The following is a 23,548-nucleotide window of genomic DNA, read 5'->3' on the forward strand; positions in this document are numbered from 1 at the left end:
CGATGTTCGCCCTGATCGCCCGCCTGCCGCTTCTCGTCACCCTGATCGGGGTTGGCGGCGTGGCGATGTTCATCCCGGCGGCCCATGCGGCGGCCACCGGCGAAGCGGTGATCGCCGAGGTGTTTTTCTACTTCGGCGCATTGAGCCTGCTGATCGCGCTGCTGATCGGTATCGCGATGTCGGGCCGGGCGCGGACCGAACACCCGCGCCGCCACCTCGCGGCTCTTGCCCTGCTGTTCGTGGCGCTGCCCTTCCTGTTCGCGCTGCCGTTCCACCAGGCGGTGGGCAACACCACCTTCGTTAACGCCTATGTCGAAATGGTCTCGTCGCTCACCACCACCGGGGCAACGATGTTCGAGCGCCCCGGCCGCCTCGCGCCCCCGCTTCATACCTGGCGCGCGACGGTGGGCTGGCTCGGCGGGCTGTTTATCTGGGTCGGCGCGATCGCGGTGCTCGCACCGATGGCGCTTGGCGGCTTCGAGGTGCGCCGCCGCGCTCCGACCGAGGAGGTCGTGGCGCTTGGCTACATCCAGATCACCGAGCGCGCCGATCTTTCGCACCGGGTGCGGGTGCATGCGGCGCAGCTCCTGCCGATCTATGCCGGGCTGACGCTCCTGCTCTGGATCGGGTTGATCGTGGCCGGGAGCCCGCCCGCGATGGCGCTGTCCCATGCCATGGCAACCCTTTCCACCTCCGGCATCTCGCCGGTGGGCGGGCTTGGCGGCGGCGGCGCGGGCTGGCTCGGTGAAGCGATGGTGGCGGTCTTCCTCGTCTTCGCGCTGTCGCGCGCGACCTTCGCGCCCGCCACCCGCGGCCAGGGCATCGCGGCGCGCGGCCGCGACCAGGAGATCCGGCTGGCGCTGAGTCTCGTGATTCTGCTGCCGGTTCTGCTGTTTGCCCGCCATCTCATCGGTGCCTACGAGATCGAGGCGCCCGAGATGAGCCTCGTCGACGGCATCGCTACGCTCTGGGGCTCGGCCTTCACCGTGCTGTCCTTCCTCACCACCACGGGGTTCGAGAGCGCGGGCTGGGAGCAGGCGCAGGTCTGGTCGGGGATGGGAACGTCGGGGATCATCCTGATCGGTCTTGCGCTGGTCGGCGGCGGGGTGGCGACGACGGCGGGCGGGGCCAAGCTCCTGCGGGTCATCGCGCTCTACCGGCACGGGCGACGCGAGATGGAGCGGCTGGTGCACCCGCATTCGGTCGGCGGTGCCGGCAGCGAGGCGCGGCACCTGCGGCGCGGCGGTGCCTACATGGCATGGCTGTTCTTCATGTTGATGACGCTCTCGGTGGCGCTGGTCTGGGCCGGGTTCGCGATCACCGGCCTCGGCTTCGAACCCTCGCTGGTGCTGGCGGTCTCGGCGCTGACCACAACCGGCCCGCTTGCCGGGATCGCGCTGCCCGAGCCGGTGCTCTATTCGGGGCTGAGCAGTGCCGGCAAGGTGGTTCTGACGGTGGCAATGATCATCGGGCGACTTGAAACCCTCGCCGTCGTCGCGCTGTTCTCGCCCGAGCTGTGGCGGCGCTGAGCCGAGTGAAAAAAACCTCCGAATTTGGGGGTGGAAACTTGGGCGCGGCCATTACATACTGCGTTCACAGGGATTTCTGCCGGTTACCGGCAGCACGAGACAACAAGGGCAAGAAGCGATGGCTGCCGACAAGCAAAACCTACAGGACGCTTTCCTGAACCATGTCCGCAAGGCCAAGGTTCCGGTGACGATTTTCCTGATCAACGGTGTGAAGCTGCAGGGCGTGATTTCGTGGTTCGACAATTTCTGCGTCTTGCTCAAGCGCGACGGCCAGAGCCAGCTTGTCTACAAGCACGCGATCTCGACGATCATGCCGTCGCAGCCGATCAATCTCTACGACGGCGACGAGACCTGATCTTCCGCCGCGACCGTTCCGGCTTGACGATGCCGCGTGCCGTTGCGCGCGGCGAAAGGGCGTTTCGCAACGCCGTGCCACGCGGCCGCAGGACGGCGTGCCGCCCGTGGATGCCAAGAGGCTCATGACATGACCACCGATCCCACCTCGCGCGAAGCCCAGCCCACCCGGGCCTGGGTGATCCATCCCGAGCTCACCGCCGACCGTGCCCGCCGCGACGCGGAGGCGGCGCTGGAGGAGGGCGTGGCGCTTGCCGAGGCGCTGCCGGGGCTCGAAGTGCAAGGCGAGGAGATCGTTCGCCTCGCGCGTCCGCATCCCGGCCACCTGTTCGGCACCGGCAAGATCGAGGAGATCAAGGCCCGGCTGACCGCCCACGAGATCGACCTCGTGCTGATCGACGGTCCGGTGAGCCCGGTGCAGCAGCGCAACCTCGAGAAGGCGTGGAAGGTCAAGATCCTCGACCGCACCGGGCTGATCCTCGAGATCTTCTCCGATCGGGCGCGCACCCGCGAAGGCGTGCTGCAGGTCGAGATGGCCGCGCTCAGCTACCAGCGCACCCGCCTCGTGCGGGCCTGGACCCACCTTGAACGCCAGCGCGGCGGGCTTGGCTTCGTCGGTGGTCCCGGCGAAACCCAGATCGAGGCCGACCGGCGCGCGATCGACGAACAGCTCACCCGGCTGCGCAAGCAGTTGTCCAAGGTGGTCAAGACCCGCGAGTTGCACCGCGCCGCGCGCGCCAAGGTGCCATTCGAGGTGGTGGCGCTGGTGGGCTACACCAACGCCGGCAAGTCGACGCTGTTCAACCGCATGACCGGGGCCACGGTGTTGGCCAAGGACATGCTTTTTGCCACCCTCGACCCGACGATGCGCGGGCTCGAAATGCCCTCCGGGCGCAAGGTGATCCTGTCCGACACCGTGGGTTTCATCTCGGATCTGCCGACCCAGCTTGTCGCCGCCTTCCGCGCCACGCTGGAAGAGGTGCTGGGGGCCGACGTGATCCTGCATGTCCGCGACATTTCCGCAGAGGAAACCGAAGCGCAGGCGCGGGATGTGGAAACCATCCTCGCCGAGCTTGGGGTGGCGGAAGAGATCCCGCGGATCGAGGTCTGGAACAAGATCGACCTGCTCGATCCGGAGGTGCGCGCGGCGCGCGAGACCGAGGCCGAACGCCGCGAGGGCGTGGTGGCGATCTCGGCGCTTTCCGGTGCCGGGCTCGACCGGCTCACCGACGCGATCGAGGCGCAACTGGCCGAGGAACGCCGCCGCGATCATGTCCGGCTGAAGTTCTCGCAAGGCAAGGCCCGGGCCTGGCTGCACGACGCGCATGTGGTGGTCGAGGAACGGCAGGACGAGACCGGCTGGGTGCTCGCGGTCGACTGGACCGCGCGTCAGAAGGCGGCGTTCGAGAAGATCAACGGCGCGTAGGCGATGCCTGAGCAAAGGCTCCCGATTTCGCCCGGTGGCGAGGTCGGTGGCATAAGCGCAGGATCGGGCGTCAGGGGGTGCGACAGGGGGTGCGACGGCGGCGACGTTCGCCGCGGCGCGGCAATGCACCCGCCGCCGTGAGCGATGCCATCCTGCCGGGTATCATTCACCAGCCTTCGCGCGCGCTTCCTTGTGGCGGATCGCCCGTGCCCGGGCGACGCTCTGCAAATCCTCGGCTTCATCGTGTTCGTCGACGATTTCCGCGCCGAGCAAGGTCTCCATGACGTCTTCCATCGTCACAAGGCCCGCAGTGCCGCCATATTCGTCTTCGACCAGCGCAATATGCGCCTCGTTTTCCATCAGGAGATCGAACAGCGAGTCGAGGTCGGTCTCTTGCGGAATGCGTTGAATGGCGCGCGTGAAGTCTGCAACTTTCTTGTCCTTGTCTTCACGCAGGCCGGCCAGAAAAAGGTCGCGCGTCAGCACGAAGCCTTTCACGTCATCGATGTTCTTGCCGATGACGATGAATCGAGACACCGGATAGGTTTTTCTGGCCGTCACGACAGCCCCAACGGTTTCATCGGCACCCAGATGTTCGATCACCGTGCGCGGCGTCATGATCTCGGCGGCGGCGATTTCCGACAAGCGAAACAGGTTTTTCACAACCCGCGATTCATCCTCCGCGACCACCCCGAGACGCTGGCCCGCGGTCGTCAACGCCGTGATCTCCTGGCGCGATACTTCTGCGTGACGCTTCCCGCCCGTCAGCATCCGCGTGATCGCCTGGCTCATCCAGACCAGCGGCAACTGGATGACGATCAACCAGGGCAGCACCCGAACCGCGAAGGGGGCCAGCCCGCGCCAGTAGGTGGCCCCGAGGGTTTTGGGAATGATTTCGGAGAAAACGAGGATGCCGAACGTCAAGACGGCGGAGAATATGCCGACGCCGGTATCGTTGAAAACCACCGCCGCCTGCGCGCCTGCGCCGGTGGCCCCGACGGTGTGCGCGATCGTGTTGAGCGACAGGATCGCCGCGAGCGGGCGTTCGACGTCAGCCCGCAACGCCCGCAACTTCGCCGCAATGCGCGGCTGCTTGTCCTCGACGGCTTCCACGTAGGATGGCGTGACGGAGAGCAGCACCGCTTCGAGGATCGAGCAAAGAAACGACACGGCGATTGCAGCCAGTACGAAGATAATCAGTAACGTCATCGAAGTGTTTTCCATCCTCTCGATCAATCAGGGAACTCAGTAGCGCATCTTGCCCGCGGTTCCAAGGACCGCAAAGGGCGGGCTACGGCCGATCACACCTGTGAAATCCGAGCTTGGCTTGTGTCCGGCCCGCCGCCGTCCGCACGGACCGAGGTGACATTGCCCACCACGCAAGGCGAGCCTGCGTCACTCCATCGGTTCCAGCCGCGTGACCCCCACCGCGGCGGCCCGCGCCAGGGCCGGGTCGAGGCTCATCGGGACGTATTCGCCGCGCCGCCAGAGTGCGCCGAGGTCGTCGTAATGGCGTGACAGGAAGTGGCCCGACTGGCCGGTGGAGGTGACGAACAGCGAGGAATCCGGGTCGGCAAAATCGTAGACGCCGCGGTAGCCCGGCCCGTGGATGTTGAGGAACGGGTTGGCGCCGCGCCCCGAGGTGAGGCCGCGGTTGAGGGTATTGTCGCCGCCGGAGGTGGATTGGCGGATGTTCACGAACCAGCGCAGCACCGGCACCTCGCCGAGCACCGCGTGGTCGTGCGTGGCCTGGTGCAGATCGCCCCAGCGCAGCGCCTCGATCTCGCCGCCCACCGCCTCGCCGATCCAGATCAGCGCCTCGTCGAGCGCCTGCCGCGAGATCTCGGTGCAGGTTTCGACCGGCGCCGATTGCACCACGTCGCACCAGCGCGACGCGCCGTCGATGTCGCGGAACACCCGCTCGATGAACACCGGGTCAACATGGGTGAAGGCGCTGGCGAGGGGGCCCAGTTCATCGCGGATCAGCCGGTCCTGAAGCGCGCGCATCCATGCCATGTAGATCAGCGGCTCGGGCAGGTGCTCGTTCATCTCGCCGTTCCAGTCGGCGAGCAGATCGAGCGCGCGTTGCCGCCGGCGTTCCGGAGTGCCGTCCGGGGCGGGCTCGCCGGTGAACCACAGATCGGCCCCGACCAGCGGCAGCAGATTGCGCGCGGTGATCGACACCGGGTCGAGCTGGGCCTCGATGAAGCTCTCGCGGGTATGCACCTCGCGCGCCTGCATCAGCCTTTGCCAGCGTTGCACCCGCTGGGTATCGCCCCAGTCGCGGCTGACGTGCAGCGGGAAGGGCCGTTCAAGCAGCTTGTTGTTGGTGTTGCCGACGATGCCGCCCGAGGGGGCGACGAACTCGGGGTTGGCGGCATAGGATTCGGTGCCGCGCCAGCGGTTCTGCGTCTCCCAGCCGGGGCTGGGCATCCGCCCCTCGGTGGCGTGATCGGCATCGCGCCGCGGCATTCGGCCGAAGGTTTTCATCGCGATCCGCTCGGCGTCGACCATGGTGACGTTCTGCGACGGCGCGACGAAGTCCGCCCCCGCCGCCAGTCCCTCCTCCACCGAGCGCGCGCGCATCAGCTTCAGCCCCGCGCCCATCGACCGGTCGCGCGCGGTGAGCAGCGTCCAGCCGAGGCTGGTCACGTGCCCCGGCGGGGTGATCGTCGACAGCGCGTAGTGCTGGCCGGGCAGCACCGGGCCGTTTTCCGTCCATTGCATGTTGATCGTGACCGGGGGCTGGTCTTTCACCCGGATGATCGAGGCGCGGCTCTCCATCGGCTTGAAGCCCTCGGGGGTGAGCACCTCGCCGGGATCGTCGGGGTTGAGCTTCTCGATGAACACGTCCTGATCGTCGAGATAGGACGAGGTCAGGCCCCAGCCGAAACCCGCACCGCGCCCCACCAGCATCACCGGCATGCCGGGGATGGTGCCGCCGATCACCCCGCCGGTCTGCAGCTCGAGCCGGGCGAGATACCAGACCGAGGGCGCGGAGAAGCCGAGGTGCGGGTCGTTGGCGAGGAGCGCACCCCCCGCCGCCGCGCGCGAGGCGGCGGCGGCCCAGGCATTGGAGGCCCCGCCGAAGCCGACGGGTGCGACCGGTGAGAACGGATCGGGCTCGGGCAGCGCGGCGAGCCTGGCAAACCGGTCGGCGGGGTGATCGAACAACCCGGCGTAATCCGGCAGCGCCGCGGTGCCCGAGCCCGGCGCATCGGGCAGGATATCGGCCAGCCGCTCCGGGCCGACTTCGAGGGCCACCCGTGCGCGCAGCACCTCCGATTGCAGATGGCTGCCCATCTGCACCCCCATCAGCTTCATCACCGCGATGCTGTCGGCCGCCACCCAGGGGCTGACCTCGTTGGAAAACATGAACAATTCCGGCGCGCCGCGGCCAAGCGCCTCGGCGTTCACCTGGTCGAGCCAGGCGTTCACGCCGCGCGCGTAGGCGCGCAGCATCGCGGTTGTCTCGGCGTCCTGCATCGTCGCGGCCTGCTGTGCCAGCGGGTAGATATCGAGCCTCCGCATCAACTCGTCGGTGCGCAGCGTGCGTTCGCCGAACACCTCCGAAAGCCGCCCCTGCGCGGTGCGTCTCAGCATGATCATCTGCCACAGCCGGTCCTGCGCATGGGCGTAGCCAAGGCCGAAGAACACGTCGTCGTCACTCTCGCCAAACACATGCGGCACGTTGGCGTGATCGCGCACGATCTCGACCGGGGCGGAAATGCCGCGCGCGGCCCGGGTGGCGTCATACTCGGGCAGCGACCGCGAGGCGAGGTAGTAGACGAAGGCGAGCGCCAGCGCCGCGAGGATCAGCACCGCCGCGACAACCCGAACCGTCCACCTAAAAAGCGCCGCCATGGTCGCCCCTTGTTGACCCGCCCCAAGGCCCCGTCAATAAAGGCAAGCGAGAAGGCATGCAATCGACGGAGCGGCGATATGGCGAAATGCGCATTTCTGGGCCTCGGGGTAATGGGATACCCGATGGCGGGGCACCTCGCGGCCAAGGGCCACGAGGTGGTTGTCTACAACCGGACCGCCGCGAAGGCCGTGGCCTGGGTGGCCGAGCATGGCGGGGCGATGGCCGAAACCCCGCGCGCGGCGGCGGCGGGCGCGGAGTTCGTGATGGCATGTGTCGGCAACGACGAGGATCTGCGCAGCATCTGTCTCGGGGATGCCGGCGCTTTCGCAGGGATGGCGAAGGGCGCGGTTTTTGTCGATCACACCACGGTGTCGGCGCAGGTCACGCGCGCGTTGCACGCGCTCGCCGCCCAGGCCGGGGCGCAGTTTGTCGATGCGCCGGTCTCGGGCGGGCAGGCGGGGGCCGAGAACGGCGTGCTCTCGATCATGTGCGGCGGCGAGGCCTCGGCCTACGGTGCAGCGGAGCCGGTGATGGCGGCTTACGGGCGCACGATCCGGCGGCTTGGCGAGAGCGGCGCGGGGCAACTGGCCAAGATGGTCAACCAGATCTGCATCGCGGGGCTCGTGCAGGGGCTTTCCGAGGGGCTGCATTTTGCCGAGAAGGCCGGGCTCGACATCCGCGAGGTGGTCGAGGTGATCAGCCAGGGCGCGGCGGGAAGCTGGCAGATGGCGAACCGCGCCGAAACCATGGCCGACGACCGCTTCGATTTCGGTTTTGCGGTCGACTGGATGCGCAAGGATCTGGGGATCTGCCTCGCCGCCGCCGACGAGACCGGGGCGAGCCTGCCGGTGACGGCGCTGGTCGATCAGTTCTACAAGGATGTGCAGGCGATGGGGGGCGGGCGTTGGGACACCTCGTCGCTGATCAAACGGTTGCGCGCGCTCGGCTGAAAGCGGTTCGGCGGCCGCTTGCCGGTCGCCCCCTGCGCGCTGCATGCCGGGACGCAAAACGCTGGACGACCGCGCCCGCGTTGCGCAAGATCGCACCATGTTGAAGCGTCTCGCCTTGCTGATCGCCCTCGTCGCCGCACCGCCCGCGCTGGCGCAGGGCATGGCGTTTCCGGTGCATGGCAACTGGTGCGGGCCGAACCATGGCGCGGGCCCGGTGCTCGACCTGCTCGATGCTGCCTGCATGCGCCACGACATGTGCGTCGTGCAGGCCGGCCCGCTCGATTGCGGGTGCGACCTGGCTTTCATGGGCGAGTTGCGCGCCCAGGGCTGGCCAAACCTGGTGCTCGCGGCCAAGGCCCGCGCGGTTTACGAGATCATCGCGCTGGCGCCCTGCACCGACCCCGACGGGCACCGTCTCAAGGTCAACCTCGCCGCTTCGGACTGGGCGCGCGACGTGGCACTCGGGGTCGAACCGCCCTGGGCGGTGCTCGACCGGCTCGGAGGATTGTTCGTCGAAGGCATGGCGCGGGGCCACTGACGCGCGGCCCCGGGCGTCGCGCTCAGGGAATGATCCGGGTGTATTTCGAGCCTTCGAGGCTCGCGCCGAGGATCAGCCCGGCCTGTCCGAACACCAGCGCCACGACGGGGCTCGTGGTGGTGATCGAATCGGCCGAGATCCGGCCGCCCTCGTTGGCGACGGCATATTTGAGATCGGCCCCCGCGACCCAGCCCGAGGCGGTGCGGAAATCGGCCAGCGCGTCGTCGGTCATGAAGAACAGGACGTGGGCATATTGCTGCGCGCCGATCTGAAGGCCGAAGCTGGCCTTGGTGTGGGCGTAGTAATCCACCGCCGCCCCGCCGACCATCAGCGCGCCGCGCCCGTAGGAGCCGCCAACGCCAAACCCGGCCTCGGTGACCAGCGGCATGACCAGCATGCCCACCGCGTTCTCTTCGAGCCGCCGACTGTCGGGCAGATCGCTGTACATCTGTTGGAGAGTCGCCTCCACCCGGGCGTCGATCCGGGCCGGGCCTTCCGAACCCATGCCGTTGCCGCACCCCGCGAGCGCAAGCCCGCCGCCGCCGATGGCGACCATGAAACCGCGTCGGGAATATCTGCTCATGTTGCCCAGCCTTATCCATGCCATGTGCCACGCCCGGATCTCGTCGCCCGGGTTGCCGCGCATGATACGCGAGGCGGGCACGGCTGTCACGTGCAACGGCGCGATGGGCGAAAAGCTGCGCGTGGGCGATGATGCCATGATTTCTGTGCAGCCGCGCACCATGGCCCTTCGATTACACCGAATTCCGCGCCGCCGCGCATAACGCTAGGGTTTGCCGCGTCTTGATAGGAGAAACCGAATGACCAACATCTATCCGCTCGCCGCCCCGCTTGGCCGGGTGCTGCTCGCGCTCATCTTCATCGTCTCGGGGCTGCAAAAGCTGGGCGACCCGGCCGGAACCGCGGCCCATATCGCCTCGGGCGGGTTGCCCGGGATACTGGTCTGGCCGACCATCCTCGTTGAGGTCGTCGGCGGGGTCTTGCTCGCCGTGGGCTACCAGACCCGGCTCGCCGCACTGGCCCTTGCGGGGTTCACCTTGCTGGCGGGCGTGCTCTATCACCTTGTTCCGGCCGGTGCTGCCGAGGGCATGGCAGCCCAGATGCAGATCATCAGTTTCATGAAGAACCTCTCGATCACCGGCGGGCTGCTCTTCGTCTTCGCACTGGGGGCGGGGGCTTGGTCTGTCGATGCCAAGGGGCAGGCAGCACCCGCTGCGGCCTGAGCATCCGCCAATCGTTGCCGATGGGCCCTGCCAGATGGCGGGGCCCTTTGCCTCAGCGGTTCAGCAGCCGGGCGGCGCGCGGGGCGAAATAGGTCAGAATCCCGTCCAGCCCGGCGCGCTTGAAGCCTGCGAGGCTTTCCATCATCACCCGTTCGCCATCGAGCCAGCCATTTTCGCTGGCCGCCATCAGCATCGCGTATTCGCCCGACACCTGGTAGGCGAAGGTGGGCACGCGGAACGTGTCTTTCACCGCGCGCGCGATATCGAGGTAGGGCATCCCCGGCTTGACCATCACCATGTCGGCCCCTTCCATCAGGTCGCGCTCGACCAGCCGGAGCGCCTCGTTGGCGTTGCCCGGATCCATCTGGTAGGTTTTCTTGTCGCCCTTGAGGGCCCCGGAGGCACCCACCGCGTCGCGGAACGGCCCGTAGAAGGCGGAGGCGTATTTCGCGGCGTAGGACATGATCGTGACGTTGGGGTGGCCGTTTTCCTCCAGCGCGGCGCGGATCGCGCCGATCCGGCCGTCCATCATGTCGGAGGGCCCGAGGATATCGGCGCCGGCCTCGGCCTGCGCCAGCGCCATGCGCGCCAGCGCCTCGACGGTTTCATCGTTGACGATCTCTCCGGCGCGCACGATCCCGTCGTGGCCATTGGCGTTGTAGGGGTCGAGCGCCACATCGGTCATCACCGCGATCTCGGGCACCGCGTCCTTGATCGCGCGGGTGGCGCGGTTGGAGAGGTTGTCGCGGTCCCAGGCGTTTTCGCAGGCTTCGGTTTTCAGCGAAGGGTCGACGTAGGGAAACAGGCAGATCGCCGGGATGCCGAGATCGCGCGCCTCGCGGGCGGCGGCCACCACCCGGTCGATGGTCCTCCGCTCGACCCCGGGCATCGAGGGCACCGGGTGTGTCTCGTTGTTGCCTTCCATCACGAACACCGGCCAGATCAGGTCGGTCACCGAGAGCTGGGTTTCACGCACCAGCCCGCGCAACGCCTCGGTGCGGCGGATGCGGCGCAGCCGGGTGGCGGGGAAGGGGGCAAGGGTGCGGCTCATCTCGATCTCCGTGGCAATTGCGTTCCCCATCTGCCACGCCGGGGCCTCCGGCTCAAGGCTTCCCGCTCGGGGCTGGTGCTTGCGGCGGCGGGGCGTTAAGAGGGTCCGATCAAGAGGGGCAGCAGGCAGGCGGCACGGTGGACTGGTATTCGGCGGTCTTCGAACTCATCGACATGCGATCCTTTTCCAACCTGTGGTACTGGATCGCGCTGGCCGTGGTCTGGTCGACAACCTCGCATTGGGTGATCGGTGTTCCGTGGGACATGGTGCAGCGCGCCGCCCGCCACGGCGGCGACGCCGAGCGCGACCTCGAAGACATGGTGCGGATCAACGTCAACCGGCTGTTCTATATCGCCAACATCTCGGGGCTCTGGCTGGTGATGCTGGCCGCGGGCCTGCTCACCTCGCTGGCGCTGCTCGGCTTTTGGTATTGGATCGAGTTCGCCCAGGCGGTGTTTCTTCTCGCCGGGCCGCTGACGATCGTGGGGGCGCTCTCGCTGCGCAGCGCCCGGCTGATCCGGGCGGGCGAGCTCACCGGCGCGCCCTTGCGCAAGCGGATGCACCGCCACCGCGTGCAAACCCAGTTCGTCGGCATGTTCTCGGTTTTCATCACCGCGATGTGGGGCATGTATCAGAACATGTCGCTCGGGGTTCTGGGCGGCTGAAACGCGGCATCCGCGATCACCGGTTGATCCCGCCTCCGCCGCGGAGTAACAGCCCCAAGCCATGACCGATCCACGCCCCCTCACGCTCTCGGGCGCGCCCGAGGGATACGACGCCCGGCTGATTGCCCGCGAACTGGAAAACTCCGGTGGACCGCTCGTGCATGTCGCCCGCGATGCGGGGCGGATGGCCGAGATGGCGGCGGCGCTTGATTTCTTCGCGCCGGATGTGCCGCGCATCACCCTCCCGGCGTGGGATTGCCTGCCCTATGACCGGGTGTCGCCCAACCCCGACGTTTCGGCCACCCGGATGGCCACGCTCGCGGCCCTCGCCCACGGCATGCCGACGCAACGCTTCATCCTGCTCACCACCCTGGCGGCCGCAACCCAGCGTGTGCCGGCGCGCGAGGTGCTGCGCGAGGCGAGCTTCACCGCGCGGGTCGATGCCCGGATCGACGAGGGCGCGCTGAAAGCCTTTCTCGTGCGCATGGGGTTTTCGCAGGCCCCCACGGTGATGGAGCCCGGCGATTTTGCGGTGCGCGGCGGGATCATCGACATCTACCCGCCGGGCGAGGCCGGGCCGGTGCGGCTCGATCTGTTCGGCGATGTGCTCGACGGGGCGCGCCGCTTCGATCCGGTGACCCAGCGGACCACGGAAAACCTCAGCGTGGTCGAGTTGGCCCCGGTTTCGGAGGTGATCCTCGACGAGGCGGCGATCACCCGGTTCCGGCAGAATTACCGCATCGAGTTCGGCGCGGGCACGGCGGACGATCCGCTCTATGAGGCGGTGAGCGCGGGCCGCAAGCATCAGGGCGCGGAGCACTGGCTGCCGTTCTTCCACGAGCGGCTTGAAACCCTGTTCGACTACCTGCCCGACGCCAGCGTGATGCTCGACGACCAGTTCACGCCGGCGCGGCTGGCGCGCTGGGACAGCATCGCCGACCAGTATGACACGCGGCGCGAGGCGATGACCGCCAAGGGCCGGGTAGATACCGTCTACAAGCCCTGTCCGCCGGGGCTGCTCTACCTCGATGACGCAGGCTGGCAAGCGGCCACGACCAACCACCGGGTGATCGAGTTTGCCCAGTTGCCGCGTCCGACCGGGCCGGGGGTGCTCGACGGCGGCGGGCGGATCGGGCGCAACTTCGCGCCGGAACGGCAACAGGAAAAGATTAATCTTTTCGGTGCATTGGCCGATCATATTCGGGCAAAACGTGAAACCGGCGCGGTGGTTGTCGCCTCCTATTCGGAGGGCGCGCGTGACCGCCTCAAGGGCCTGCTCGCCGACGAGGGGCTGACCGCCACCGCCGAGATCGCCGACTGGCGCGACGTGCCCGAGAGCCACGGCGGGGTCTATCTCGCGGTCTGGCCGCTGGAACACGGCTTCGAGGCTGCAGGGCTCACGGTGGTGTCGGAACAGGACGTTCTGGGGGACCGGCTGATCCGCGCGCCGCAAAAGCGGCGGCGGCGGGCGGAGAACTTTCTCACCGAGGCGAATGCCCTCAGCGCGGGCGACCTCGTGGTGCATGTCGATCACGGCGTCGGGCGCTACACCGGGCTTGAGACGATCACGGCGGCGGGCGCACCGCACGAATGCCTGGCGCTCGAATACGCCGGTGGCGACCGCTTGTATCTTCCCGTCGAAAACATTGAACTCCTGAGCAAGTTCGGCCACGAGGAAGGGCTGCTCGACAAGCTCGGCGGCGGCGCATGGCAGGCCAAGAAAGCCCGGCTCAAGGAGCGCATCCGGCAGGTTGCCGACAAGCTGATCCGGCTCGCCGCCGAACGCGCGCTGCGCAAGGCGCCGGTGCTGGAGGCCCCGCACCACGCCTGGGAGGAGTTTGCCGCGCGCTTCCCTTACCAGGAAACCGACGACCAGCTTTCGGCGATTTCGGAGGTGATCGAGGACATCGCCTCCGGTCAGCCGATGGACCGGCTGATTTGTGGCGATGTCGGCTTCGGCAAGACCGAAGTGGCGATGCGCGCGGCCTTCGTGGCGGCGATGAGCGGCATGCAGGTGGCGGTGATCGCCCCCACGACGCTGCTCGCGCGCCAGCACTACAAGAGCTTTGCCGAGCGGTTCCGGGGCTTTCCGATCAGCGTCGGGCAACTGAGCCGCTTCGTTGGGCTGCGCGAGAGCGAGCGCACCCGCAAGGGCGTCGCCGACGGCACCATGGATATCGTCGTCGGCACCCACGCGCTGCTCGCCAAGTCGGTGCGGTTCCAGAACCTCGGGCTGCTCGTGATCGACGAGGAACAGCGCTTCGGCGTCGGCCACAAGGAGCGGCTGAAGGAAATGCGCTCCGACGTGCACGTGCTCACCCTCACCGCCACACCGATTCCGCGCACGCTGCAAATGAGCCTTTCGGGCGTGCGCGATCTTTCGATCATCGGCACGCCGCCGGTCGACCGGCTGGCGATCCGCACCTATGTGTCGGAATTCGACAGCGTGACGATCCGCGAAGCCTTGCTGCGCGAGCATTACCGCGGCGGGCAGAGTTTCTTCGTGGTGCCGCGGATCAAGGACCTGCCCGAGGTCGAGGATTTCCTGCAAAGCCAGGTGCCCGAGGTGAGCTACGTGGTGGCGCATGGCCAGATGGCGGCGGGCGAACTCGACGACCGGATGAACGCCTTCTACGACGGCAAGTTCGATGTGCTGCTGGCCACCACCATCGTCGAGTCCGGCCTCGATATTCCCACCGCGAACACCATGGTGATCTGGCGGGCCGACATGTTCGGGCTGGCCCAGCTCTACCAGATCCGTGGCCGGGTCGGGCGCGCCAAGACCCGCGCCTACGCCTATCTCACCACCAAGCCGCGCACCCCGCTCACGCCGGGCGCGGAGAAGCGGCTGAAGGTGCTGGGCAGCCTCGACAGCCTCGGCGCGGGCTTCATGCTGGCGAGCCAGGATCTTGATCTGCGCGGCGCGGGCAACCTCATCGGTGAGGAACAATCGGGCCAGATGCGCGAGGTCGGCTACGAGCTTTACCAGCAGATGCTGGAGGAAGCGATCGCCAAGATCCGCTCCGGCGAGCTCGAAGGGCTGACCGAACCCGACGAGCAATGGGCGCCGCAGATCAACCTTGGCGTGCCGGTGCTGATCCCGGCCGATTACGTGCCCGACCTCGACGTGCGGCTGGGGCTCTACCGCCGCCTCTCCGGGCTGGCCACCAAGGTCGAGCTCGAAGGCTTCGCCGCCGAGTTGATCGACCGGTTCGGCAAATTGCCGCGCGAGGTCAACACGCTTCTGCTGATCGTGCGGATCAAGGCGATGTGCAAACGCGCCGGGATCGCCCGCCTCGACGGCGGGCCGAAAGGGGCGACGATCCAGTTCCACAACGACAAGTTCGCCAACCCGGCCGGGCTGGTGGCATACCTCAACGACCAGAAGGGTCTGGCGAAGGTGCGCGACAACAAGATCGTGATCCGCCGCGACTGGGCGAAGGATGCCGACAAGATCAAGGGCGCCTTCGCGATCGCCCGCGACCTCGCCGAGAAGGCCGGCACGGTGAAGCGCAAGGCCTGAGGGCGGCGCGGTTGGCGCGACGGCGCACACCCGCACCCGCCCGGCCCTGCGTCAATGTGCCGGGATTGATCGCAGGGAGCGGCGGCTTAACTGCGGGCGACGTCATCAGCCCGGAGAGACCCATGCGCCAGATCCTGATCCTTCTCACCGCGATGGGCCTCGGCCTCGGCGCCGGGGCGCTCACCGGGGGCTTCGGGTTCTCGTCGCTCGTCTGCATCGTCGCCGGCGTCTTTCTCGTCACGCCCTCGCTGTTTCGTCTCGACAGCGCGATGCTGCACCCCGGTCGCGCCGACGCGCGCCCGGTGGCGCTCAATCTCGGGCTGAACTTCGTTCTTCTCGCGGGCGCGGCGCTTCTGATCGGCTGGCTCAGCCGCGATCTCGGCATCGCCGCCGGGCTGTTCCTGCTGGCGCTTCTGCCGGGCGGCGGCATGGTGATGGCCTGGATCCGGTCCTCCGGCGCAGATGTGCGGCTGGGCTTCCTGCTCTCGGTCGTGAACCTTGCGCTGATCCTGCCGGTGACGCTGGTTTTCGACGCTTTCCCAATCCTTGCCGCACCGTTCTTCCCGCCGGTCGAGACCGCGGGGATGGCCGGGGGCGGTGCGCGCATTCCGCCGTTTGCGCCGTTCATGGTGCTGATCGTGTTGCCGTTCCTGATCAGCCGCTGGGCGCGCGACGATGCCCCCCGCCTCGTTGCTTTCGCCGAGCGCCACGCCCAGGCGATCTCGCAGATCACCATGGCCGGGATCGTCTTCTACCTGTTCTCTCTGGAAAGCGCGCAGGCGCTGTTTCGCCTCGATCCGCTCACGCTGGCCAGGGGCCTTGCCGCGACGCTCGCCTTCTACGCCGTCGCCATCACGCTGGCCACCGCCCTGACTCCGCACACGCCGCAAGGCCGCGCCGTCTACTGGCATATGGTCACCCGTTACATCACGCTCGCGCTGATCCTCGCCACCTTCACGCTCGACCGTTTCGGCCCGAGCTTTCTGGTGCCGATCATGCTGGCCTACGGGGTGCAGCTTGTCGCCGCCGGGGTGCTCAAGACCCGGATGCTGGCGCGCGCGGCGGGTTAGCCGCGCACCCGGTCGCGGTCGCCCCGGATCAGCCACAGCGCCAGCGCCGAGCAGATCACCACGCCCGCGAGCAACGGCCCCGGCGTGCCGTCGAACGCGAGCCCCACCGGGGCCGCGATCGCCACCGCGAGGATCGACGACAACGCCCCGATCACCGCGCTGGCGGTGCCGGCGATATGGCCGAGCGGCTCCATCGCCAGCGCCGTGATATTGCCGAAGGTCAGCCCGTTCATGAAAAAGAAGGTCACCGACCAGGCGATGAAGATCGCCAGTTGCCAGCCCTGCGGCAGCGCCCCGATTGCCCCGCTCAGCCAGAGTGCGGCCAGCACCCCGGCGATCAGCACCTGGCTGGAAAACGCCGCCGAGGCCAGTGGTCGCATGCCCAGCCGCATCACCATCCGCGCGTTGAGAAAGCCCGACAGCCCCGAGATCAGCGCCACCCCGGCGAAGTAGTAGACGAACCGATCACCGGCACCGAGCGCCTCGACATAAACCTGCTGGGCCGAGGAGATATAGGCCATGAGCTGGCCGAAACCGAGGCTCGCCACCAGCAGGTAGCGCAGCGCCACCGGCGTCGCCAGCACCTCGCGCATCGCCACCAGCACGCGGCCGAGGCGGAAGGCGCGTCGGTTCTCGGGGTCGAGGGTTTCGGGCTGGCGCATCAGGAACCACGCCAGAACCAACGCCCCGAGCCAGCCGTAACTCGCGAACAATCCGCGCCAGCCGACGAAGCCGATGATCTGCTGGCCTGCCAGCGGTGCCACGGCGGGCACGATGACGAAGAAGGAAAACACGATCGAGCCGACCCGCGCCTGCGCCCGGCCGGAAAACAGATCGCGCATCACCGCCTGGCTCACGATCCGGCTCGCCGCGGCTCCGGTGCCCTGCAGTACCCGGAACGCCAGAAGTGTTTCCAGCGAGTCCGCCGCGCGCGCCCCGAGCGCCCCCGCGATGAACAACCCGACCCCGAGCATCAGTGCCCGGCGCCGCCCGAAACTGTCGGAGAACGGCCCGATGAAGAGCTGCCCGAGCCCGGTGCCGAGCACGAAGGCGGTGATCACCAACTGCGCCCGCGACGGATCTTGCGGGATGAATTCGGTGGCGATCCGGGGCAGGGCGGGCAGGATCGAGTCGATCGCGAAGGCCATCATCGACATCAGCGCGGCCAGCAGCAGCACAAGCTCGGCAAAGGGCAAGGGGCGCGTGGGCGCGGGAAACCGGGGCATGGGAGATCCTTTCGCCGGAACTCCATGCCGCAAGTTGCCGGGAATGGCCAGAGCCCCCGCTCAGTCGGTGGGGCCGGTCTCCGGCGGAGCGGTGCCGTTGCCCGGCCCGGCCAGGATCTCGTCGATCACGTCGAGCCACAGGTCGGTTGGCTGCGCGCCGGGCACCACGTGGCGGCCGCCCACGACGAATGTTGGCACCGCGCGCACGCCCTTGGCGCGGGCATCGGCGTCGCGGGCGCGGATGTCGTCGGCGTCAGCCCCGGAGGCCAGCAGGCGCTCGACCATGGCCCGCTCCATACCCATCGCCTCGGCGACTTCGATCAGGACCTCATGCGCCCCGATATCGCGCCCCTCGACGAAATAGGCCCGGAACAGCGCCGAAACCACCGCCGTCTGCCGCCCTTCCAGACCGGCCCAGTGGATCAGCCGGTGGGCGTCGAGCGTGTTCGGGGTGCGCTTGATGGCCTCGAAGTCGATCGCGAGCCCGGCGCGCGCGGCCTCCTCGACCACCGGCATATAGGCCTGCACCGCCCCGTCCTTGCCGCCGAACTTGGCTTCGAGGTAGGCGCGCCGGTCCATCCCGCCGGGGGGCATGCCGGGGTTCAGCATGAACGGGTGCCATTCCACCTCGAACGGGTGCAGGGGCCGGGCTTCGAGCGCGCGGTCGAGCCGGGCCTTGCCAATGTAGCACCACGGGCAGATCGGATCGGAGAAGATGAAGAGCTTGACCATGGCTGCCTGCCTAGCCGGGAAAAGCCGCGAGGAAAAGCCGGGTCCTGCGGCTCTCATGGCGTTGTGAACGAGGCTGGCCCGGCCTCAAATGACTTTGCCGCGTGCGGGCCGGTGTTTGCCGGATCGCGCGGGCCACAGGTTTCGCCCTTGCCCCTGCGCCCCCGTGCGGGCTATCAATCCCGCGTTGCAAGCTGGCTTGGGTGGAAGGGCAGTTCATGATGCGTCGCGTTGTTGTTACCGGTCTGGGAATGGTGTCGCCGTTGGCTTGCGGCGTGGAAGAGACATGGGCGCGCCTGCTTGCCGGTCAGTCGGGCGCGGGCCCGATCACCCGCTTCGATGCATCGCGCGTCGTCACCACCTATGCCTGCGAAGTGCCGCTTGGCGACGGGTCCGACGGCACCTTCAACGCCGACGACTGGATGGACCCGAAAGACCGCCGCAAGGTTGACGACTTCATCCTTTACGGCATCGCCGCCGCCGACCAGGCGGTGCGCGACGCGGGCTGGACCCCGCAAGACGAGGAAAGCCGCCAGCGCACCGGGGTGATGATCGGCTCGGGCATCGGCGGGCTGAACTCGATTGCCGAAACCGCGCTGCTCATTCACGAGAAAGGGCCGCGCCGGGTGTCGCCGTTCTTCATTCCCGGCGCCTTGATCAACCTCGTTTCGGGCCAGGTCTCGATCCGCTACGGCTTCAAGGGGCCGAACCACGCGGTGGTGACGGCCTGTTCCTCCGGCGCGCATGCCATCGGCGATGCCGCCCGGCTGATCGCTTTCGACGACGCCGACGTGATGCTCGCGGGTGGTGCGGAAGCCGCGATCGGCGAGATCGGCATCGCCGGCTTCAACGCCGCGCGCGCGCTCTCCAGCAAGCGCGCCGACGCCCCTGAGACCGCCTCGCGGCCCTATGACGTCGACCGCGACGGCTTCGTGATGGGCGAGGGCGCGGGCATCGTGGTGCTCGAGGAATACGAACACGCCAAGGCGCGCGGCGCGAAGATCTACGCCGAGATCCTCGGCTACGGGCTCTCGGGCGATGCCTATCACATCACCGCGCCTTCCGAAGACGGCGAGGGCGGCGAACGCGCGATGCGCGCGGCGCTCAAGCGCGCAGGGCTCGAGCCCTCGGCGGTGGATTACATCAACGCCCACGGCACCTCGACGATGGCCGACGTGATCGAGCTGGCCGCCGTCGAGCGGATGCTGGGGGATCATGCGAAACATGCCACGATGTCCTCGACCAAATCGTCGATTGGCCACCTGCTCGGGGCTGCCGGTGCGGTTGAGGCGATCTTCTCGATCCTCGCGATCCGCGACCAGGTAGCGCCGCCGACGATCAACCTCGACAATCCGGCGGTGACGCCGAAGCTTTCGCTCGCCGCGAACGCGAAGGAAGAGCGCGAGATCAACGTCGCGATGTCGAACTCCTTCGGGTTCGGGGGCACCAACGCCTCGCTGGTGATCGGAAGGGTGCGCGACTGATGTGGCGAAACATCGCTTCCACGTCGCTGTCGCTCTTTGTACTGGCGCTCATCGTGCTCGGTGGGCTGATTGCATGGGGTCAGCGTCAGTATGTCGAGCCGGGGCCGCTTGAGGTGGCGATCTGCCTGCGCGTCGAGCCCGGGGCCAACTTCGCCCGGGTGTCGGACAACCTCGCCGAAGAGGGCGCAGTGTCTTCCGCCGCGATCTTCCGCATGGGCGCGGATTATTCCGGCAAGGCGCAGGCGCTGAAGGCGGGCAGTTTTCTCGTGCCGGAGAACGCCTCGATGGCCGAGATCGTCGATATCGTCACCCGCGGCGGGGCCTCGAGCTGCGGCACCGAGATTGTCTATCGCATCGGCGTGTTGGCCAGCGCGGTGCAGGTGCGCGAGCTTGATCCGGCGACCGAGCGCTTCGTCACCCGTGCCGAGTTCACCCCCGATGCCGAGGAGATTCCGGCCGATTACCTGCGTCTGCGCGAGCAGGCCGATACCCGCTTCCGGATCGCGGTGGCCGAGGGGGCAACCTCGTGGCAGGTTGTCGAGGCGCTGAAGGCCGCCGAGTTTCTTGCCGGCAGCGTCGACGACGTGCCGCCCGAGGGATTGCTCGCGCCCGACAGCTACGAGGTGCGCCCGGGCGAGGACCGCGCCGAGGTGATTGCCCGGATGCAGAGCGCCCAGGAAGTGCGGCTCGCCGATGCCTGGGCCAACCGCGCCGACGGGTTGCCCTATGGCACGCCGGAGGAGGCCCTGATCATGGCCTCGATCGTCGAGAAGGAAACCGGCCTTGCCGACGAGCGGCGCACCGTGGCGAGCGTTTTCGTCAACCGGCTGCGGGCCGGCATGCGGCTGCAGACCGACCCGACGGTGATCTATGGCATCACCCGGGGGCAGGGTGCTCTGGGCCGGGGCCTGCGGCAATCGGAACTGCGCTCGGAGACGCCGTACAACACCTACGTGGTCGACGGGCTTCCGCCGACGCCGATCGCCAATCCCGGCCTCGCCTCGATCGAAGCGGCGCTCGACCCGGCAGACACGGATTTCATCTTCTTCGTTGCCGATGGCACCGGTGGCCACGCCTTCGCGGAGACGCTGGCGGAGCACAACCGCAACGTTGCGCGCTGGCGCGAGATCGAGGCCGAGCGGGCGCGTGAGTAGGCCCTGCCGCGCGCCTTCGGGCCGGTGAAGCGGGCCCCGCGCGTGCCATGCGTTCCGCCGCCCGCTCTGGCACCTGCCGGGCCTCCGCGAGCCCGGCCTTGCCAATGAACGGCCATTCGGCGCGGCATTCCACGCGATTTGATCACGCAAGGCCTTGCCGATACCTGAAATGGGGGTGAAACAGGGGGCCATGAACCGGATATCCTCTACCTACCGGCGTCGCCTTGCGGTGTTGCTGACCATCGTGCTCGGTGTTGCGATCGTGTGGATCACGCTCACGCCGCAATCCTTGCCGGAGTCCGGTGCGATCCCGCTTGACAAGATCGCCCACCTGGTCGCCTTCACCGCCTTGATCCTGCCAACGGCATGGCTCTATCCGCGCGCTCTGTTCGTGACGCTGCCGCTGGCGGTGTTGCTCGGGGCGGCCATCGAACTGTTGCAGCCGCTTGTTGGCCGAGGGCGGGAGTTTGCGGATTTCCTGATGGATATCATTGGCCTGGGATCGGGGATCGTGTTGGGGGCGGGATTGCGGCGGCTGAAAATAACGTCGGCCTGACGCCTGCCCGCGAAGAGCAACGCCCGGATCGGGCCATGATCGGAGAGCGGGGGCGGCTCGACCGGTCCTGGCCCCTGATCGCGGTGGAGGACCTGCCGGGCCGTCAGTCCGAATAGTAGCGGTTTGCGTGGTGGCCATAGGCACCGCCCGCTTCGGCGAGGCCGTATCGTTTCATCCCCTTGGGATCGACGATATTGAGGATCGCCCCGGTGATGGACAGGCCCGCAAGGCTGAATTGACGGTTGGCTTCGCGGACCTGGGCGCGCGAGGTTGCATCCCATTTCACGGTGAAGAGGATGGCATCGGCCATTCGTGCGATGATCCGGCCGTCCGGCACCAGCAGGACCGGGGGCGTGTCGATGATGACGAAGTCATAGCGTTGCCGAACATCGGTGACGAACTGCGCGAACCGGTCGGAAGAAAAGATGTCCGCGGCGTTTGCGCTGCTTTCCTCGCCTTGCAGAACATCGATGCCGATGGGCGCGATATGCTCGACGGCCTCTTCGAATCGCGCCGCCCCGGAGAGAACCGAAAGCAGGCCGGTGGTGTTTTCAAAGCTGAAATAGTCGCGAAACACCCGGCGGCGGATATCGCCTTCGATCAGCAGCACCTTCTTGCGCAGCCCCGACAGGTTGTGGGCCAGCGCGATCGCGGTTGTCGTCTTGCCCTCACCGGACAGCGAGGAGGTGGAAACAATGATCTGCGGCGGTCGATCGAGATTGGACAGAAGCACCGACGTGCGCAGGTTGCGCACCGATTCGGCGGCGGCCGAAGTTGGATTTTTCACAAGGTAGTCAACGATGTCACGTCGTTTCCGGGCGGTGACGAGCGGAATCTGCCCGATCACCTGAAGACCGGTTTCGCGCTCGATTTCCTCCCCGGTGCGAAAGCCGGTGCGCAGGTTTTCGCGGGCCACGAAACCGGCCCCGCCAAGGATCAGGCCAAGCAAGGCGGCGAGGCCGACGATGCGCGATGCAACCGGCTCCGAAGGCGTGTCGGGGCGGACCGCGTAGGACAACACCCGGCTGTCGGGTTGCTGGATCCCCTGTTGCACCGTTGTCTCCTGCAACCGGACGAGGAAATGCTGGTAGATTGCGCGCAGGGCCTCGGCTTCGCGTTCAAGCTGCTCCAGCGCCACCAGATCCCCCGATTGCCGGGCATAGCTCGTTTCGAGCGTGGCAAGGGCGCCTTCGAGGAGCGCGATCTGGGAGTCGCTGCGCGCCAGTTCGGCTCCGAGCCCGCCAGTGGTTGATTGCGCACCCCGATCAAGCGGTGCCCCCGCCGACAGATCGCCACCGCGCGCCTCCCCGGGTTGTGCCGCCGGCATGTTCGGCTCAGCCGAAACCCGGTTGGCCAGGCCATCGCGACGCGCCTGCAGATCGGCCAACCTGGCCCGGGTTTCCTTGATTTGCCGGTTCAGGATTTCCAGCGCCTGCGGCGAGATCAGTTCCGCCTGTGCGGCATACCGGGCGATATCGGCTTCGGCGGACTGCAGCTCGGTCTTGAGCGACGCAACCCGTTCCGACAGCCACTCCGTGCCCGATGCCAGCGCCTCGGCCTTGGTTTGCGACTGGTTGCGGATATAGATGTCGGCCAACCCGTTGGCCAATCCCGCCGCTATTTCGGGCGATCGGCTGGTTGCGGTGATCGAGAAAACATAGCTTGCGCGCAGGTTGGTGATCGAGATCGCCTCGGTTGCGCGGTCGATCGTGGCATCGCGCCCGCGCAAGGCGGCTTCGCCGGAAGGCTCTGCCGCGAGGACGGGGTTGAACTCGGGATCGGCGGCGAGATCGAGCTCATCGACGAGCTGCCCGATCAACAGCCGCGAGCGCAGAACCTCCGCCTCGGTGTTGATCGTTGCCTGATCCCCGGTCAGCCCGGATACGGCAGCCTGAAAGTCGATCATCGGTGCCTGCCGGTGATCGAGCGCGATGGTTGCCCGCGCGGTGTATTTCGGAACCGCGATCAGGTTGACATAGCTCCAGGCCAGCCCCCCGAAGGCGATCGCCGCGAGCAGTATCCAGACCTTGCCGCGCCACAGCAGCCGGGCCAGCGTGACCGGATCGAATGTGGCATGCGGGGCGGGCGCGGCCTCGGAATGGATGTGCCCGGTGCCATCGAGGAAGGGGCGCAATTGCTCGTGTTTCATGGCTCGTCCTTTTCGCCGCCGGTGCGTGAAGCGGT

General features: G+C 67.6%; 19 protein-coding genes. 12 read left to right on the forward strand and 7 right to left on the reverse strand.

Annotation, left to right across the window (positions count from 1 at the left end; genetic code table 11):
- The first annotated feature begins 2 nt into the window (after positions 1–2).
- The 3 genes from B9Y97_RS15055 to hflX all read left to right on the forward strand — a co-directional run bounded on the left by B9Y97_RS15055 (position 3) and on the right by hflX (position 3,309).
- Positions 3–1,529 (forward strand): TrkH family potassium uptake protein, encoded by a 1,527-nt coding sequence (locus B9Y97_RS15055; protein WP_085527515.1) that lies wholly within the window; start codon positions 3–5, stop codon positions 1,527–1,529.
- Positions 1,530–1,647: 118 nt separating this feature from the next.
- Positions 1,648–1,884: an RNA chaperone Hfq gene (hfq, locus tag B9Y97_RS15060; RefSeq protein WP_085527516.1), complete on the forward strand. Its 237-nt coding sequence runs from the start codon at positions 1,648–1,650 to the stop codon at positions 1,882–1,884.
- 129 nt (positions 1,885–2,013) lie between these two features.
- On the forward strand, positions 2,014–3,309 hold the full coding sequence (gene hflX / locus B9Y97_RS15065) for a GTPase HflX (RefSeq protein WP_085527517.1): 1,296 nt from the start codon (positions 2,014–2,016) through the stop codon (positions 3,307–3,309).
- A gap of 162 nt (positions 3,310–3,471) precedes the next feature.
- On the opposite strand, the gene B9Y97_RS15070 is transcribed toward hflX, so the two are convergent.
- Both B9Y97_RS15070 and B9Y97_RS15075 read right to left on the reverse strand, forming a co-directional pair.
- Positions 3,472–4,518: a CNNM domain-containing protein gene (locus tag B9Y97_RS15070; protein WP_085528292.1), complete on the reverse strand. Its 1,047-nt coding sequence runs from the start codon at positions 4,516–4,518 to the stop codon at positions 3,472–3,474.
- 186 nt (positions 4,519–4,704) lie between these two features.
- Entirely contained in the window at positions 4,705–7,173 is a 2,469-nt protein-coding gene (locus B9Y97_RS15075) for a penicillin acylase family protein (RefSeq protein WP_085527518.1), read from the reverse strand.
- Positions 7,174–7,251: 78 nt separating this feature from the next.
- Between B9Y97_RS15075 and B9Y97_RS15080 the strand changes: the two genes are divergently transcribed.
- Together B9Y97_RS15080 and B9Y97_RS15085 are read left to right on the forward strand one after the other, a co-directional pair.
- Positions 7,252–8,124 carry an NAD(P)-dependent oxidoreductase gene (locus tag B9Y97_RS15080; RefSeq protein WP_085527519.1) on the forward strand — a complete coding sequence of 291 codons (873 nt, stop codon included), beginning with the start codon at positions 7,252–7,254 and terminating at the stop codon, positions 8,122–8,124.
- 43 nt (positions 8,125–8,167) lie between these two features.
- On the forward strand, positions 8,168–8,662 hold the full coding sequence (locus tag B9Y97_RS15085; protein WP_085527520.1) for a hypothetical protein: 495 nt from the start codon (positions 8,168–8,170) through the stop codon (positions 8,660–8,662).
- A 22-nt stretch (positions 8,663–8,684) separates the two neighbouring features.
- Here the strand turns inward: B9Y97_RS15085 and B9Y97_RS15090 are convergent, their stop codons facing one another.
- Entirely contained in the window at positions 8,685–9,245 is a 561-nt protein-coding gene (locus tag B9Y97_RS15090) for a lipid-binding SYLF domain-containing protein (protein WP_085528293.1), read from the reverse strand.
- A 211-nt stretch (positions 9,246–9,456) separates the two neighbouring features.
- Between B9Y97_RS15090 and B9Y97_RS15095 the strand changes: the two genes are divergently transcribed.
- Entirely contained in the window at positions 9,457–9,906 is a 450-nt protein-coding gene (locus B9Y97_RS15095; protein ID WP_303393977.1) for a DoxX family protein, read from the forward strand.
- Between the two features lie 52 nt (positions 9,907–9,958).
- Here the strand turns inward: B9Y97_RS15095 and hemB are convergent, their stop codons facing one another.
- Complete coding sequence (gene hemB, locus B9Y97_RS15100) at positions 9,959–10,957, reverse strand: porphobilinogen synthase (protein WP_085528294.1); 999 nt, start codon at positions 10,955–10,957, stop codon at positions 9,959–9,961.
- A gap of 137 nt (positions 10,958–11,094) precedes the next feature.
- Here hemB and B9Y97_RS15105 point away from each other — a divergent pair, with 137 nt between their 5' ends.
- The 3 genes from B9Y97_RS15105 to B9Y97_RS15115 all read left to right on the forward strand — a co-directional run bounded on the left by B9Y97_RS15105 (position 11,095) and on the right by B9Y97_RS15115 (position 16,215).
- Entirely contained in the window at positions 11,095–11,622 is a 528-nt protein-coding gene (locus tag B9Y97_RS15105) for a component of SufBCD complex (protein WP_085527522.1), read from the forward strand.
- Between the two features lie 61 nt (positions 11,623–11,683).
- Entirely contained in the window at positions 11,684–15,145 is a 3,462-nt protein-coding gene (mfd, locus tag B9Y97_RS15110) for a transcription-repair coupling factor (RefSeq protein WP_085527523.1), read from the forward strand.
- A gap of 122 nt (positions 15,146–15,267) precedes the next feature.
- Entirely contained in the window at positions 15,268–16,215 is a 948-nt protein-coding gene (locus B9Y97_RS15115; protein ID WP_085527524.1) for a hypothetical protein, read from the forward strand.
- Here the strand turns inward: B9Y97_RS15115 and B9Y97_RS15120 are convergent.
- A complete protein-coding gene (locus B9Y97_RS15120) occupies positions 16,212–17,441 on the reverse strand; it encodes a multidrug effflux MFS transporter (RefSeq protein ID WP_085527525.1) in 1,230 nt (409 codons plus the stop codon). The two genes, B9Y97_RS15115 and B9Y97_RS15120, sit on opposite strands and share 4 nt — an antisense overlap.
- Before the next feature lie 60 nt (positions 17,442–17,501).
- On the reverse strand, positions 17,502–18,173 hold the full coding sequence (locus tag B9Y97_RS15125) for a DsbA family oxidoreductase (protein ID WP_085527526.1): 672 nt from the start codon (positions 18,171–18,173) through the stop codon (positions 17,502–17,504).
- 218 nt (positions 18,174–18,391) lie between these two features.
- On the opposite strand from B9Y97_RS15125, the gene fabF reads away from it, so the two are divergent.
- From fabF to B9Y97_RS15140, 3 genes are all read left to right on the forward strand, one after another.
- The gene (fabF, locus tag B9Y97_RS15130) at positions 18,392–19,654 is read left to right on the forward strand and encodes a beta-ketoacyl-ACP synthase II (protein WP_085528295.1); all 1,263 of its coding nucleotides are present in this window, start codon (positions 18,392–18,394) and stop codon (positions 19,652–19,654) included.
- Positions 19,654–20,808 carry an endolytic transglycosylase MltG gene (gene mltG / locus B9Y97_RS15135; protein ID WP_085527527.1) on the forward strand — a complete coding sequence of 385 codons (1,155 nt, stop codon included), beginning with the start codon at positions 19,654–19,656 and terminating at the stop codon, positions 20,806–20,808. Before fabF ends, mltG begins: the two co-directional genes overlap by 1 nt.
- A 229-nt stretch (positions 20,809–21,037) precedes the next feature.
- Complete coding sequence (locus B9Y97_RS15140) at positions 21,038–21,364, forward strand: VanZ family protein (protein WP_217809466.1); 327 nt, start codon at positions 21,038–21,040, stop codon at positions 21,362–21,364.
- A 103-nt stretch (positions 21,365–21,467) separates the two neighbouring features.
- Here B9Y97_RS15140 and B9Y97_RS15145 read toward each other — a convergent pair whose 3' ends face one another.
- Positions 21,468–23,513: a GumC family protein gene (locus B9Y97_RS15145; RefSeq protein WP_085527529.1), complete on the reverse strand. Its 2,046-nt coding sequence runs from the start codon at positions 23,511–23,513 to the stop codon at positions 21,468–21,470.
- Positions 23,514–23,548: the final 35 nt, after the last annotated feature.

Origin of the sequence: Maritimibacter sp. HL-12, assembly GCF_900177545.1 — a bacterium.
Classification (GTDB): Bacteria; Pseudomonadota; Alphaproteobacteria; order Rhodobacterales; family Rhodobacteraceae; genus Sinisalibacter.